Origin of the sequence: Streptomyces phaeolivaceus (assembly GCF_009184865.1) — a bacterium.
GTDB lineage: Bacteria > Actinomycetota > Actinomycetes > Streptomycetales > Streptomycetaceae > Streptomyces > Streptomyces phaeolivaceus.
This window is the reverse complement of the sequence record NZ_CP045096.1, coordinates 1,583,308-1,597,044: the sequence shown is the minus strand read 5'-3', so window position 1 is coordinate 1,597,044 and position 13,737 is coordinate 1,583,308. Positions and strand designations below refer to the sequence as shown.

The window sequence follows — 13,737 nt, the reverse complement described above, 5'->3', positions numbered from 1 at the left end:
CGTGACGATCGCTTCCCACGGGCGGTCGGGCGCCCGGACGACCTCCGGGTCGGCACGGGACGAGGAAACGGGGGGTGCATGAGCACGGAAGCGCGCCGCGCCTCCATCCCCCCACGCCCACCGGCCCCACCCCGCCCGTCCATACCACCGGCCCACGATCGGTCGACCGCCACACCGGGCACGACACCGCCGGACTTCACGACCCCGGGCGCCCCGCCCCGCCCGCAGCGTCCGCCGGCGACGGGCACGCCCGCCCGGCCCGGCACCCCGCCCCGCCCGTCCACGGCGCCGGGCACCCCGCCCCGCGACGCACGGCACCCGGGCACGACGGACGCGCAACGGCGCCCCTACGGCCCCGACGCGACGAACACCACGGAGAACAGGCAGAGTTCCGGCCCCCAGGTCAGGCCCACGCCTTCCCGCGCGCACGGTCCCGGCCAGGGCTCCCCGAACGGCCTCCGGCAGACGACGACCGGCCAGGACGCGGAGCGCGGCACCGGCCGGCCCTCCGGGCAGACCTCCGTACGCGGTTCCCTCGCGGACGGCGCGACCACCCAGCGCCGCGCCGAACACCCGCGCTTCGCCGACTTCCGGCGCACCGCGAACCAGAACAACGGCACCCCCGCCACCCCACCGCCCCCGCCGGCCTCCGCCCGCTTCCCGGACGCTCCGCCGGCCACATCGCCCCGCACCCCGGACGCCCCGCCCGCGGCCTCGGCCCGCTTCCCGGACGAGCCGCCGCCCCCGCGCGCGGACGCGCGGCGCGCGGGCGCCCGCGACACCGACCCGGCCTCGACCGCCGGCCGCCGGCCGCCCCGTTCCCCCGACGCCACGGCACGCCGTACGCCCGGAGAGGCCCCGGCCTCGGCACCCCGTACGCCCGGAGCGCCCCCCGCCTCGGCACCCCGCACAAGCCGCCCGGCCGGCGCCGCCTCCGTGCCACCGTCGGCCCCACCGGCAGCCGCCCCACCGGCAGCCGCACCGGCGTCGGACGCTCCGTCGTCGGCAGTACCCCCGACGCCGGGGCCACGTCGTGGTCCGCTGCCCGAGGAGGTCCGTCCGGAGGGGACGCCCCGGCCACGGCCCCTGACGCCCGAGCGCCCCGGTGGCTGGCAGCCGCCGTCGGGTGCGTCGCGGCGGTCCGCCGAAGCGCTCGACGGTGTCCACGGGGCCTCCGCCGGACGGCCCTTCGTGACGTTCGCACAGCCCGACACCTCGCCCTGGACGCCCACCGAGTCCTACGACGGGCGGCGCAGGCCCCGGTCCACCAAGGCGCGGGCGGCGGCCGTGGCCGTGTGCGTGGTGCTCGGCGTCGGACTCATCGGCGGTGCGGCGGCCGGGAGTTGGCTCACCGGGGACGCCGGCGCCGACACCTCCCGCGACACCTTCGCGGTGGCCGGACAGCTCTGGCACGGCGTACCCGTCGACGAACTCTTCCCGCCCACCGTCCGGGGCGAGGGCGCCGGACCCGGTGGCACCGACCGTACCTGGACCCGGATCGCCGTCGCGCCCGACAGTGGCTGCGCGGACGCCTTCGACCCGCTGCTGCGCAAGGCCCTCGCCCCGGTGGGCTGTCTGCGGCTGCTGCGCGCCACCTACACCGACGCGACCGAGAGCAATGTCACCACCGTCGGCCTGATGTTCACCAAGACCGACGCCGCCACCATGACCGCGCTCAGGAACCGCTTCACCAAGGACGGCCTCGACCGCCGTACCGACCTGATGCCGCGCCCCTACGCCGCCGAGGACACCGTCGCCGCCGGCTTCGGCGACGAGCAGCGGGCCTCCTGGACGATCTCCGTCCTCACCGACGTCCCCGTCGTCGTCTACGCCGTCTCCGGCTTCGCCGACGGCCGTACCGTCACCGAACCACAGTCCGCCGAGGACGCGATGAAGGCCGGCGCCACCACCGCGCCCGCCCAGTCCGGCCTCGGCCACGAGGCGAAGGGCCTCGCCGACCGCATCGAACGCGGCCTGCGCGGGACCGCCGCGTCCGCCACGGAGCAGCCTTCATGAAAGCCGACAAAGCGAGTACCGCCGCGCGCTGTCGTCGCCCCCTGGGCCTCGCCCTCCTCAGCGTCCCCCTCGCCGCCTCCCTGGCCCTGCTGCCGTCCACCGCGGCGCACGCCGACAGCATCCGGGAGCAGCAGTGGGCGCTGGGCGCGATGCGCACCCAGGAGGCGTGGCGTACCACGAAGGGCGCCGGGATCACCGTCGCGGTGCTGGACACCGGCGTGGACGACGAGCACCCCGACCTGGCCGGCAACATCCTGCCGACGAAGGACATGGTCGGCTTCGGGGCCTCGCGCGGCGACCGCTCCTGGGCCCGCCACGGCACCGCCATGGCCGGGATCATCGCCGGACACGGACACGGGGTGAACGACTCCGAGGGCGTTCTCGGCATCGCCCCCGAGGCGAGGATCCTCCCCGTCCGCGTCATCCTCGAGGACGGCGACCCGTCCCGCGCCAAGGCCCGCAGCACCCGTGGCAACGCCCTCGCCGAGGGCATCCGCTGGGCCGCCGACCAGGACGTCGACGTCATCAACCTCTCCCTCGGCGACGACTCCGAGTCCGCCCACCCGGAACCCTCCGAGGACGCCGCCGTCCAGTACGCCCTGTCGAAGGGCTCGATCGTGGTCGCCTCGGCGGGCAACGGCGGCGAGAAGGGCGACCACGTCTCCTACCCGGCGGCCTATCCGGGCGTGATCGCGGTGACCGCCGTCGACGAGGACGGCGACCGCGCCCCCTTCTCCACCCGCCGCTGGTACGCCACCGTCAGCGCCCCCGGCATGGACGTCGTCATCGCCGACCCGGACCGCAAGTACTACGAGGGCTGGGGCACCAGCGCCGCCGCGGCCTTCGTTTCCGGCGCCGCCGCCCTCGTCAAGGCGGCCCACCCGGACCTGACCCCCGCCCAGGTCAAGCGCCTCCTGGAGGACACCGCCAGGGAGGCCCCCGTGGGTGGCCGCGACGACTCCCGGGGCTTCGGCTTCGTCGACCCGGCCGCCGCCATCGAGGAGGGCGGCAGGCTCACGTCCGACGACCTCAAGACCGCGTCGTACGGCGGCAAGTACTTCGGCTCCGGCCCGGACCCGGTCGAGGAGGAGGACCCCACCGCCGGCTGGACCGCCCCCGCCGCGGGCGGCCTCGGGGTGATCTTGCTGGTCACCGCCGTGGTCGTCTGGCGCGGCCGGGGCCGAGGCCGCCCCCACGAGTACGTCGTCTGATCCCCACGCCCGCCTCTCTGCCCCCCGATACGCCTACGACGTCGTGGCAGTCCCCGCAGCCGTCGTCACATCCGCCGACTCCGCCGACTCCGCCGACTCCGCCGACTGCGTCGACTGCGTCGAGTCCGTCGCATCCGCCGCGTCCGTGAACACCGAGACCGCCGCCTTCGCCGCCGTCTCGACCAGCGTGATCCCCTTGGCCTTCGTGGTGTTGCCGTCGGACACCACGGCGACCAGGTACGACCGGTCGTCCACGGTGACCCGGCCGACGCTGTTGATGTCCCACAGCCCGGTGGCGGTGCGCGGCAGCCAGCCGTTCTTCAGCGCGAAGGCGGACCCCGTCGCCCCGCCCGTCGCCGCCGCCGAGACACCCCAGTCCTGCCCCTCCGCGATCAGGCCCATCAGCTCCTGGACGTACGCCCGTGAGGCCTCGCTCAGCTCGGAGCTGTCGTCCCCGAACACCTGCTGGAGCAGGGCGAGTTGATCGGCGGCCGTGGTCTGGGTGAGCCCCCAGTACAGCCCGTCGCCGCCCTCGGTCTCCGTCAGCCCGAACCGCTCGTTCGCCGCGTCGAGACCGTCCGCCTGCCCGATGGCCTTCCACAGCGCCGTCGCGGAGACGTTGTCGCTGTTCCGGATCATCGCGGAGGCGTACGTCCGCTCCTGCGCGGTCAGCCGCCGGTCCGCGTCCTGCGCCTGGAGCAGCAGCGCCGCGAGGATGTCCATCTTCACGATGCTCGCGGTGTCGAACCGCGTGTCCCCGTACACCGCCGAGTCCCCGGACGCCACGTCGAGCACCGCCACGGACACCGCCGCCCCGTCCTCGACGGACACGTCCGCCAGGGCCGTCGCCAGCAGCTCGTCGTGGTCCACCTCGGGGACCGCCACAGATTCCACAGAAGCCTCCTCGGCGACCGTGTCCGCACCCGGCGCGGTGGAGGCGGAGGCCGAGGGCGATACCGACGATGACGCCGACGACGATACGGCCGAACCCCCGCCGTCCTGCGCCTGGGCCCTCATGAACACCGTCCCGGCGGCCGTGCCGCCCACCAGGACGAGCGCGGCGAGCGCGAGATGGACGAGCGGACGGCGCCCGGACGTACGGGCGCGGCGACGGGCTCTCGGAGAGGACATGCCGTGATGGTTCTGCGCCGCGCTGTGCGTGTGGTTAGGCGATTGTTAGATGCTTGTCAGGGATGGCTGAGAAAACCGTGAGTGTTGTGACCGTCACGTTTCCGGCCCCGCCGAACGGCCGGGAGACTCCCCGCAGACTCCCGCGAGAGGACCGATAGGGTCGACGACCGTGGCGAACAAGAACATTCCCGACCCCGGCTTCTCCGACGACGACGGCTCCGCCGACCCCCGGCTGAGCGCCGCGCTCACCGCCTGGGCCGCCGACCGGAGCGCCGTGGGTCCCGTCCTCGAAGCCCTCAAGGACGCCCGCCTGCTGGTGCCCGTCGTGGCCGTGCTCGGCGAGGTCGAGGTGGACGAGAACGGACTGCGCCGCGAGAAGACCAGCGACATGGCCGTCCCCACCCTGAAGGCCGGCGGCCGTACCGCCCTGCCCGCGTTCACCTCCACCGACAGCCTCGCCCGCTGGGACCCCGCCGCCCGCCCCGTCGCCGTACCCCTGCGTCAGGCGCTCCAGGCCGCCGCGCACGAGAAGGCCGACACGATCGTCCTCGACCTCGCGGGCCCCGTCCCCTACGAGCTGACCGGCCGGGCCCTGCTCGCGGTCGCCGAGGGCCGCACCACCACCGACCCGCTCGCCGACCCGGCCGTCCGTGACGCCGTACGCGCCGCCGTCGCCGCCGAACCGGCCGTGCTCCGCGCCCATCTCGGCCCCGGCGAGGCCGACGGCACCCTCGCCCTGGTCCTGGACCCGGCCACGCCCCCGGCGGAGGCCGCGCGGTCCGTCGCCGGCCGCCTCGCCGCCGACGACACACTGCGGGCCCGCCTGGTGCGCGGCCTCGACCTGGCACTGCTGCCGGCCGGGACGACGCCTCCGGGCGAGCCCTTGTACGTACGCGAGTAGTCGCTCACGTACGGGAGAAGCCGCTCACGTACGGGACTAGCCGTAGATCGGGCCGGTGTACTTCTCGCCCGGACCCTGGCCCGGCTCGTCCGGGACGAGCGACGCCTCGCGGAACGCCAGCTGCAGCGACTTCAGACCGTCGCGCAACGGGGCCGCGTGGAAGGAGCTGATCTCGGTCGTGGACGCGTCCAGCAGGCCGGCGAGGGCGGTGACCAGCTTGCGGGCCTCGTCCAGGTCCTTGTACTTGTCGCCCTCCTCGGTCAGACCGAGCTTCACGGCGGCGGCGCTCATCAGATTGACGGCGACCGTCACGATCACCTCGACCGCGGGGACCTCGGCGATGTCGCGGGTCATCGAGTCGAAGTCGGGGTTCTCAGGAGGGGTGTCACTCATGCCCCACACGATAGGCCCCGGCGCCCACGCCCCGGCCTGCGGGAGCCCGTCGCACCCGGATTGGCACGTCAGGTTTCCACCCGGTATGGTTGTGCCAACGACCGGCTGGACACTTGTGTGCCCGGCCCGCAAGTGGAGGCTCCGAACTCCCACCTGATCGTCCCCATGGGACGGCAGGTCACCCGGTCAGACGGCCCCCACCGTTCCGTACGGACGGTGGAGTCGTCCGATACTGCGCCCCGCGGGACACCCGCGGCGGTGCTCCGGCAGTACATGGAGCCCCGCCTGTGTCCCGTCCGGGGCATTTTTCATGGCTCCTGATGGTTGGTCCTGATGTCAACCAGACATAACGCGGCGGTCCGCCAGACCGTCGTGTGGTGCTACCGAGGAGGATCCATCAGCGCCGAGCCCCGCATCAACGACCGGATTCGCGTTCCCGAGGTGCGACTTGTCGGTCCCAGCGGCGAGCAGGTCGGGATTGTTCCGCTTGCCAAGGCCCTGGAGCTTGCGCAGGAGTACGACCTCGACCTGGTCGAGGTGGCCGCGAACGCACGTCCGCCGGTCTGCAAGCTCATGGACTACGGGAAGTTCAAGTACGAGTCGGCCATGAAGGCCCGTGAGGCGCGCAAGAACCAGGCGCACACGGTCATCAAGGAGATGAAGCTCCGGCCGAAGATCGACCCGCACGACTATGACACCAAGAAGGGTCACGTCGTCCGGTTCCTCAAGCAGGGCGACAAGGTCAAGATCACGATCATGTTCCGTGGTCGCGAGCAGTCCCGGCCCGAGCTGGGCTACCGACTGCTGCAGCGTCTCGCCTCGGACGTCGAGGACCTCGGGTTCGTCGAGTCGAACCCGAAGCAGGACGGCCGAAACATGATCATGGTCCTCGGTCCGCACAAGAAGAAGACCGAGGCGATGGCCGAGGCCCGGCAGGCGCAGGAAGCCCGCAAGGCGGAAGCGAAGGCCAACCCCGGCAAGTCGCAGAACGCCGCCGAGCACTCCGACGCCGAGCACTCCGACGTGGACCACGTCGAAGCCGAGGCGCCGGCCGAGGAGCCTGCCGAGGCGTAAGTCCCCGGGACGCGAGTCCGGGGGAAGCCCTGGACGCACATCCAGGGTGTCAACCGAGAGAAATGACGTTCCGTCGTGCCCGGTTTCACGACCGGGCACCGGAGCGCCACTGACGAGGAGAGAACGGCGCTATGCCGAAGAACAAGTCGCACAGCGGTGCCAGCAAGCGCTTCAAGATCACCGGCTCCGGCAAGGTGCTCCGTGAGCGCGCCGGCAAGCGCCACCTGCTCGAGCACAAGTCGTCCCGCGTGACGCGTCGCCTCACCGGCAACGCCGAGATGGCCCCGGGCGACGCCGCGAAGATCAAGAAGCTTCTCGGCAAGTGACGTACGCGGCGCTTTGCCTGAGCGCCGTACGTCTGGACCGGGACCCCATCGATTCCGGGCCGTGTGAGTCCCACCACGGCCCCGCTACAAGGAGTTAAAAAGTGGCACGCGTCAAGCGGGCGGTAAACGCCCACAAGAAGCGCCGGGCGATCCTCGAAGCCGCCTCCGGCTACCGCGGTCAGCGTTCGCGCCTGTACCGCAAGGCCAAGGAGCAGGTCACCCACTCGCTGGTCTACAACTACAACGACCGCAAGAAGCGCAAGGGCGACTTCCGTCAGCTGTGGATCCAGCGCATCAACGCTGCGGCCCGCCAGAACGGCATGACGTACAACCGCCTCATCCAGGGTCTGAAGGCCGCGAACATCGAGGTCGACCGCAAGATCCTCGCGGAGCTGGCCGTCAACGACGCGCCGGCGTTCGCCGCGCTCGTCGAGGTGGCGCAGAAGGCGCTGCCGACGGACGTCAACGCGCCCAAGGCCGCGTGACGCTCGCGCTGGCTTGAGCCGCGTTTGTTGTGAACCGGGCCCGCAGGTGTTCGTCGCCTGCGGGCCCGGGTGTTTTTCTGGGTGCGTTGTCGGGTGCGGGTGCGTGGGGCTTCTCGCGCAGTTCCCCGCGCCCCTGAAAAAGCAGGGGCTGCGCCCCGTGCTTCTTCAACGGCCCGCAAGGGCCGTTGCTTCTAGGGGCGCGGGGAACTGCGCGACCAGCCCCCACCGGACCCGCACCCGACAACGCACCCGCCCCCGCTCTCAGGCGCCCCAAAACCCAAAGGTGACCCATGTTGATCTCCCCCCGCTCCGACCGCGTCGCCGCGGCCCGTCGGCTCGCGAAGCGGAACTTCCGGGGGAAGGACCGGCTGTTCCTGGCGGAGGGCCCGCAGGCCGTACGGGAGGCCGCCGGGCACGCGGACACCTTGGTCGAACTGTTCACCACGGTCGACGCCGCGGAGCGGTACGCCGAGATCGTCGCCGCCGCCCGCGCCGCCGGCGCCCGCGTGCACCTCGCCGACGAGACGGTCATCGCCGACATCTCCACCACGGTCACCCCGCAGGGCCTCGTCGGGATCTGCCGGTTCCTCGACACCCCGTTCGACGAGATCCTCGCCGCGCGGCCGAGGCTCGTCGCCGTCCTCGCCCACGTCCGCGACCCCGGGAACGCCGGCACCGTACTGCGCTGCGCCGACGCCGCCGGGGCCGAGGCGGTCGTCCTCACCGACGCGTCCGTGGACCTCTACAACCCCAAGGCCGTGCGCGCCTCCGTCGGGTCCCTGTTCCATCTGCCGGTGGCCGTCGGGGTGCCCGTCGAGGAGGCCGTCGCCGCGCTCAAGGGCGTCGGCGTACGCGTCCTCGCCGCCGACGGGGCGGGACAGGACGACCTCGACGACGAGCTGGACAAGGGCACCATGGGCGGGCCCACGGCCTGGGTGTTCGGGAACGAGGCCTGGGGGCTGCCCGAGCAGACCCGGGCACTGGCCGACGCCGTCGTCCGGGTGCCGATCCACGGAAAGGCGGAGAGCCTGAACCTGGCGACCGCCGCCGCCGTATGTCTCTACGCGTCCGCCCGTGCACAGCGCGCCTTCGGAGGGTGCCGCACCGTCACACTCGGCTAGTAGGGTGACGGGCTCGGGGGCCCACTGCACAACGCGAGAGGTGGGGTACGGGGATGAGGGTCGGCAGCAGCGCACTGGGGGCACACGACGTGCTCGCCACATCCGCGGCCCGGCAGGGTGAACTCGCCGAGTTCGGCGTCGACCCCGACGACCTTCCCGACGGACTGGTCGTGGCCGACGAGAACGGCCGGGTGATCTGCTTCAACGCCGCCGCCGCCCGGATCACCGCCACCCCCGCCGCCGACGCCCTCGGCCGCCCCCTCGAACGGGCCCTGCCGTTGGAGGACCTCGAAGGCCGCCGCTGGTGGCAGCTGACCGACCCGTACGGGGGGCTCGCCATCCGCGTCGGACAGCCCGAGCGGAATCTGCTGCTGCCCGGGGCGCGCGAGATCCTCGTATCGGCCCGGTACATCCGCACGGAGCCCAAGGGACCCGTCCGCCGGGTCGTCGTCTCGCTGCGGGACACCGAGGCCCGGCGCCGCACCGAGCGCAGCCACGCCGAGCTGATCGCCACCGTCGCCCATGAGCTGCGGTCGCCGCTGACCTCGGTCAAGGGGTTCACCGCCACCCTGCTCGCCAAGTGGGAGCGGTTCACGGACGACCAGAAGAAACTGATGCTGGAGACCGTCGACGCCGACGCCAACCGGGTCACCCGGCTCATCGCCGAGCTGCTGGACATCTCGCGGATCGACTCGGGGCGGCTGGAGGTGCGGCGGCAGCCCGTCGACATAGGCGCGGCCGTCGGACGGCACATCCAGGCGTACGTCGCCGCCGGTCAGCCCGCCGACCGGTTCCTGCTGCGGATCGAACAGCCGCTGCCCGCGCTGTGGGCCGACCCCGACAAGATCGACCAGGTCCTCAGCAACCTGCTGGAAAATGCGGTGCGGCACGGCGAGGGAACCGTCACGATTGACGTCACGCCCACGGCGTCCCCCCGGGAGGGGGAGGACACCGGTACATCGGTCACGGTGAGCGACGAGGGCGCCGGCATCCCGGAGGAGTCCATGAACCGCGTCTTCACCCGCTTCTGGCGGGGCAGCAAGCGCGGCGGCACCGGCCTCGGGCTGTACATCGTCAAGGGCATCGTCGAGGCCCACGGCGGCACCATCACGGTCGGACGCGCCCCCGTCGGCGGCGCCGAGTTCCGATTTACGTTGCCCGTGAGCGCTCCGGCCTACCTGGCCTGAGCAGCCCGCGGGCGCGTTCGTTCACCTCCACCCCGTTAGACTCGGCCTTTGGCACCTTTGTGTCCTGCACACGGCCCTGAGCGCCGGTCACGGGGACCATCCGCCTGGGGGCACCTCCCAGCGTTAGCTGGGGGACAATCGGAAGCACGGGAAGAGATGTCGGCACCGAATAAGTCGTACGACCCGGTAGAGGTCGAGGCCTTGAAACCGGAAGAGATCGAGCGCATGCGGGACGAGGCGCTCGCCGCCTTCGCCGCCGCGGACTCCCTCGACGCCCTCCAGGAGGCCAAGGTCGCCCACACCGGCGGCACCTCCCCGCTGGCCCTCGCCAACCGCGAGATCGGCGCCCTGCCGCCGCAGGCCAAGGCCGCCGCCGGCAAGCTCGTCGGCCAGGCCCGGGGCGCGGTCAACAAGGGCCTCGCCGCCCGCCAGAGCGAGCTGGAGGCCGAGCGCGACGCCCGGGTGCTGGTCGAGGAGGCCGTGGACGTCACGCTGCCCTACGACCGCGTACCGGCCGGCGCCCGCCACCCGCTCACCACCCTCTCCGAGCGCATCGAGGACGTCTTCGTGGCCATGGGCTACGAGGTCGCCGAGGGCCCCCAGGTCGAGGCGGAGTGGTTCAACTTCGACGCCCTCAACATCGGCCCGGACCATCCGGCCCGCGGCGAGGCCGACACCTTCTTCGTACGGGGCCCGGAGGGCGGCACCGAGTCCGGTGTCGTGCTGCGCACCCACACCTCGCCCGTGCAGATCCGCTCCCTGCTGAGCCGCGAGCTGCCGGTGTACGTGATCTGTCCCGGCGTCGTCTACCGCACCGACGAGCTGGACGCCACGCACACCCCGGTGTTCCGCCAGGTCGAGCTGCTGGCCGTCGACGAGGGCCTCACCATGGCCGACCTCAAGGGCACCATGGACCACATGGTCCAGGCGCTGTTCGGCGAGGGCATGAAGACCCGGCTGCGGCCGAACTTCTTCCCGTTCACCGAGCCGTCCGCCGAGATGGACATGGTCTGCTACGTCTGCCGCGGCGAGTCCGTCGGCAACCCCGACCGCCCCTGCCGCACCTGCTCCAGCGAGGGCTGGATCGAGCTGGGCGGCTGCGGCATGGTCAACCCCAAGGTCCTCACCGCCTGCGGTGTCGACCCCGAGAAGTACAGCGGATTCGCCTTCGGGTTCGGCATCGAACGGATGCTGATGTTCCGCCACAACGTCGAAGACATGCGAGACATGGTCGAGGGTGACATCCGGTTCACCCGGCCGTTCGGGATGGAGATCTGATGCGCGTCCCGCTTTCGTGGCTGCGGGAGTACGTCGACCTGCCCGCCACCCAGACCGGCCGTGACGTCCAGGCCAAGCTCATCTCGGCCGGCCTGGAGGTCGAGACGGTCGAGCAGCTCGGCGACGGCCTCAAGGGCCCCCTCGTCGTCGGCCAGGTGCTGACCATCGAGGAGCTGACGGAGTTCAAGAAGCCGATCCGCTTCTGCACCGTGGACGTCGGCACCGCCAACGGCACCGGTGAGCCCCAGGAGATCGTCTGCGGCGCCCGCAACTTCGCCGTCGGCGACAAGGTCGTCGTCGTCCTCCCCGGCGCCGAACTCCCCGGCGGCTTCGCCATCTCCGCCCGCAAGACGTACGGCAAGACCTCGCACGGCATGATCTGCTCCAGCGACGAGCTGGGCATGGGCGACGACGGCACCAAGGGCATCATCGTGCTGCCCCCGGAGACCGAGGTCGGCAAGGACGCGATCGAGCTGCTGGAACTCGTCGACGAGGTCCTCGACATCGCCGTCACCGCCAACCGCGGCGACTGCCTGTCGATCCGCGGCGTCGCCCGCGAGACCGCCATCGCCTACGGCCTGCCGCTGCGCGACCCGGCGCTCCTCGACGTCCCCGGCCCGAACGCGTTCGGCCACCCCGTCCAGGTCTCCGACCCGCTCGGCTGCGACCGCTTCACCGCCCGCACCGTCACCGGACTCGACCCCGAGGCGCGCTCCCCGATCTGGCTGAAGCGCCGGCTGCAGAAGGTCGGCATGCGCCCGATCTCCCTCGCCGTCGACATCACCAACTACGTGATGATGGAGCTGGGCCAGCCGCTGCACGCCTACGACCGCTCCCTCGTCCGGGGCACGATCGGCGTCCGCCGCGCCGAGGAGGGCGAGAAGATCGTCACCCTCGACGGCGTCACACGGAAGCTGCACGCCGAGGACCTGGTGATCACCGACGAGCGCGGGCCCATCGGCCTCGCGGGCGTCATGGGCGGCGCCGACACCGAGATCGCCGACCACGACGACCTGGAGAACGCCTCCAGCGACGTCGTCATCGAGGCCGCCCACTTCGACCAGGTCGCCATCGCGCGCACGGCCCGCCGGCACAAGCTGTCGTCGGAGGCGTCCCGCCGCTTCGAGCGCGGCGTCGACCCGCAGGCCGCCGCTGCCGCCGCGCAGCGCACGGTCGACCTGCTGGTGCTCCTCGCGGGCGGCACCGCCGACGCGGGCGTCACGGAGGCGATCTCCCCGTCCGCGCCGCACACCATCACCGTCCCGGCGGACCACCCGGACAAGGTCGCGGGCGTCGAGTACGGCCGCGAGACCGTCGTACGCCGCCTCCAGCAGGTCGGCTGCGACGTCTACGGCCAGGACGAACTGCTCGTCACCGTGCCGTCCTGGCGGCCCGACCTCACCGAGGTCAACGACCTCGCCGAGGAGGTCATCCGCCTGGAGGGCTACGAGAACCTGCCCTCCACGCTCCCCAAGCCCCCTTCCGGCCGTGGCCTCACCCACCGGCAGCGGCTGCACCGCCGTGTCGGCCGGGCACTGGCCGGAGCCGGATACGTCGAGGCGCCCAACTACCCGTTCATCGCCGAGCAGGTCTTCGACCAGCTCGGCCTGGACGCCGACGACCCGGCCCGCCGCGTCGTCAGGCTGACGAACCCGCTCAACGACGAGGAGCCCGCGCTCCGTACGTCGCTGCTGCCGGGCCTGCTGGGCGCGCTGCGGCGCAACGACGGACGGGGCACGCACGACCTGGCCCTGTTCGAGACCGGCCTGGTCTTCCTCCCGCGCGAGGAGCGCCGGGTCGCCGCCGCGCTCCCGGTCGACCGCCGGCCCACCGACGAGGAGATCGCGTCGCTGAACGCCGCGCTGCCCGAGCAGCCGCGCCACGTCGCCGTCGTCGTCGCCGGCGCCCGTGAGCAGGCCGGCTGGTGGGGCAAGGGCCGCGCCGCCGACTGGGCCGACACCATCGAGGCCGGCCGCGCGGTCGCCCGCGAGGCCGGTGCCGAACTGATCGTCCGCAAGGGCCAGTACGGCCCCTGGCACCCGGGCCGGTGCGCCGAGTTCGTGGTCGTCGCGGACGGCACCGAGCGGGTCGTCGGCCACGCCGGTGAGCTGCACCCGCGGGTCCTCAAGGCGCTCGGGCTGCCGGCCCGGACCGCCGCGATGGAACTCGACCTGGACGCGCTGGAGCAGGTCGGGGACGGCACCCCGCAGGCGCCCGGCATCTCCACGTTCCCCGTCGCCACGCAGGACGTCGCGCTCGTCGTCGACGCGTTCGTGCCGCACGCCGACGTGGAGGCCGCGCTGCGCGAGGGGGCCGGTGAACTCCTGGAGGGCATCCGGCTGTTCGACGTCTACGAGAACGCGGAGCAGCTCGGCGACGGGCGGAAGTCGCTGGCGTACGCGCTCCGCTTCCGGGCCGGGGATCGGACGCTGACCGTGGACGAGGCCTCGGCGGCGCGGGACGCGGCGGTCGCCCTCGCGGGCGAGCGGACCGGAGCGGTTCTGCGTAGTTAGGGCGCCTGTGGGGGTGGGGGCTGCGCGTGGTCGGCGGCTGCGGGTTCGTCGTGGCTGGTCGCGCAGTTCCCCGCGCCCCTGGTGGGGGGGCGAGCCCCCCA

12 protein-coding genes are annotated in these 13,737 nt (G+C 72.7%); 10 read left to right on the top strand and 2 right to left on the bottom strand.

The window, feature by feature from the left end:
- Nucleotides 1-78: 78 nt before the first annotated feature.
- Entirely contained in the window at nucleotides 79-2,016 is a 1,938-nt protein-coding gene (locus F9278_RS46935) for a hypothetical protein (RefSeq protein ID WP_226966666.1), read from the top strand.
- Nucleotides 2,013-3,227: a type VII secretion-associated serine protease mycosin gene (gene mycP, locus F9278_RS07610; protein ID WP_152167593.1), complete on the top strand. Its 1,215-nt coding sequence runs from the start codon at nucleotides 2,013-2,015 to the stop codon at nucleotides 3,225-3,227. Before F9278_RS46935 ends, mycP begins: the two co-directional genes overlap by 4 nt.
- A 33-nt stretch (nucleotides 3,228-3,260) precedes the next feature.
- On the opposite strand, the gene F9278_RS07605 is transcribed toward mycP, so the two are convergent.
- On the bottom strand, nucleotides 3,261-4,358 hold the full coding sequence (locus F9278_RS07605; RefSeq protein WP_152167592.1) for a serine hydrolase: 1,098 nt from the start codon (nucleotides 4,356-4,358) through the stop codon (nucleotides 3,261-3,263).
- A 169-nt stretch (nucleotides 4,359-4,527) separates the two neighbouring features.
- Here F9278_RS07605 and F9278_RS07600 point away from each other — a divergent pair, with 169 nt between their 5' ends.
- Nucleotides 4,528-5,259 (top strand): SseB family protein, encoded by a 732-nt coding sequence (locus F9278_RS07600; RefSeq protein WP_152167591.1) that lies wholly within the window; start codon nucleotides 4,528-4,530, stop codon nucleotides 5,257-5,259.
- Between the two features lie 36 nt (nucleotides 5,260-5,295).
- On the opposite strand, the gene F9278_RS07595 is transcribed toward F9278_RS07600, so the two are convergent.
- On the bottom strand, nucleotides 5,296-5,652 hold the full coding sequence (locus F9278_RS07595) for a DUF1844 domain-containing protein (protein WP_152167590.1): 357 nt from the start codon (nucleotides 5,650-5,652) through the stop codon (nucleotides 5,296-5,298).
- Between the two features lie 333 nt (nucleotides 5,653-5,985).
- Here F9278_RS07595 and infC point away from each other — a divergent pair, with 333 nt between their 5' ends.
- The 7 genes from infC to pheT all read left to right on the top strand — a co-directional run bounded on the left by infC (nucleotide 5,986) and on the right by pheT (nucleotide 13,636).
- Nucleotides 5,986-6,726 carry a translation initiation factor IF-3 gene (gene infC / locus F9278_RS07585; protein WP_226966665.1) on the top strand — a complete coding sequence of 247 codons (741 nt, stop codon included), beginning with the start codon at nucleotides 5,986-5,988 and terminating at the stop codon, nucleotides 6,724-6,726.
- Between the two features lie 131 nt (nucleotides 6,727-6,857).
- Entirely contained in the window at nucleotides 6,858-7,052 is a 195-nt protein-coding gene (rpmI, locus tag F9278_RS07580; RefSeq protein WP_003977225.1) for a 50S ribosomal protein L35, read from the top strand.
- Between the two features lie 101 nt (nucleotides 7,053-7,153).
- On the top strand, nucleotides 7,154-7,537 hold the full coding sequence (rplT, locus tag F9278_RS07575) for a 50S ribosomal protein L20 (RefSeq protein ID WP_152167589.1): 384 nt from the start codon (nucleotides 7,154-7,156) through the stop codon (nucleotides 7,535-7,537).
- Between the two features lie 290 nt (nucleotides 7,538-7,827).
- A complete protein-coding gene (locus tag F9278_RS07570; RefSeq protein WP_152167588.1) occupies nucleotides 7,828-8,658 on the top strand; it encodes a TrmH family RNA methyltransferase in 831 nt (276 codons plus the stop codon).
- 53 nt (nucleotides 8,659-8,711) lie between these two features.
- Entirely contained in the window at nucleotides 8,712-9,845 is a 1,134-nt protein-coding gene (locus F9278_RS07565) for a sensor histidine kinase (RefSeq protein WP_152167587.1), read from the top strand.
- A 156-nt stretch (nucleotides 9,846-10,001) separates the two neighbouring features.
- Nucleotides 10,002-11,123, top strand: a complete 1,122-nt coding sequence (gene pheS, locus F9278_RS07560; RefSeq protein WP_152167586.1) for a phenylalanine--tRNA ligase subunit alpha — start codon at nucleotides 10,002-10,004, stop codon at nucleotides 11,121-11,123.
- Entirely contained in the window at nucleotides 11,123-13,636 is a 2,514-nt protein-coding gene (gene pheT, locus F9278_RS07555) for a phenylalanine--tRNA ligase subunit beta (protein ID WP_152167585.1), read from the top strand. The genes pheS and pheT overlap by 1 nt, the downstream gene beginning before the upstream one ends.
- The last annotated feature ends 101 nt before the right edge of the window (nucleotides 13,637-13,737 follow it).

What these genes read in the sequence shown, in the direction of transcription:
- rpmI (WP_003977225.1), top strand. Translation starts at nt 6,858, where the DNA reads ATGCCGAAGAACAAGTCGCACAGCGGTGCCAGCAAGCGCTTCAAGATC.
- mycP (WP_152167593.1), top strand. Translation starts at nt 2,013, where the DNA reads ATGAAAGCCGACAAAGCGAGTACCGCCGCGCGCTGTCGTCGCCCCCTG.
- F9278_RS07605 (WP_152167592.1), bottom strand. Translation starts at nt 4,358, where the DNA reads ATGTCCTCTCCGAGAGCCCGTCGCCGCGCCCGTACGTCCGGGCGCCGT.
- F9278_RS07565 (WP_152167587.1), top strand. Translation starts at nt 8,712, where the DNA reads ATGAGGGTCGGCAGCAGCGCACTGGGGGCACACGACGTGCTCGCCACA.
- pheT (WP_152167585.1), top strand. Translation starts at nt 11,123, where the DNA reads ATGCGCGTCCCGCTTTCGTGGCTGCGGGAGTACGTCGACCTGCCCGCC.
- F9278_RS07570 (WP_152167588.1), top strand. Translation starts at nt 7,828, where the DNA reads ATGTTGATCTCCCCCCGCTCCGACCGCGTCGCCGCGGCCCGTCGGCTC.
- infC (WP_226966665.1), top strand. Translation starts at nt 5,986, where the DNA reads ATGTCAACCAGACATAACGCGGCGGTCCGCCAGACCGTCGTGTGGTGC.
- F9278_RS46935 (WP_226966666.1), top strand. Translation starts at nt 79, where the DNA reads ATGAGCACGGAAGCGCGCCGCGCCTCCATCCCCCCACGCCCACCGGCC.
- pheS (WP_152167586.1), top strand. Translation starts at nt 10,002, where the DNA reads ATGTCGGCACCGAATAAGTCGTACGACCCGGTAGAGGTCGAGGCCTTG.
- F9278_RS07595 (WP_152167590.1), bottom strand. Translation starts at nt 5,652, where the DNA reads ATGAGTGACACCCCTCCTGAGAACCCCGACTTCGACTCGATGACCCGC.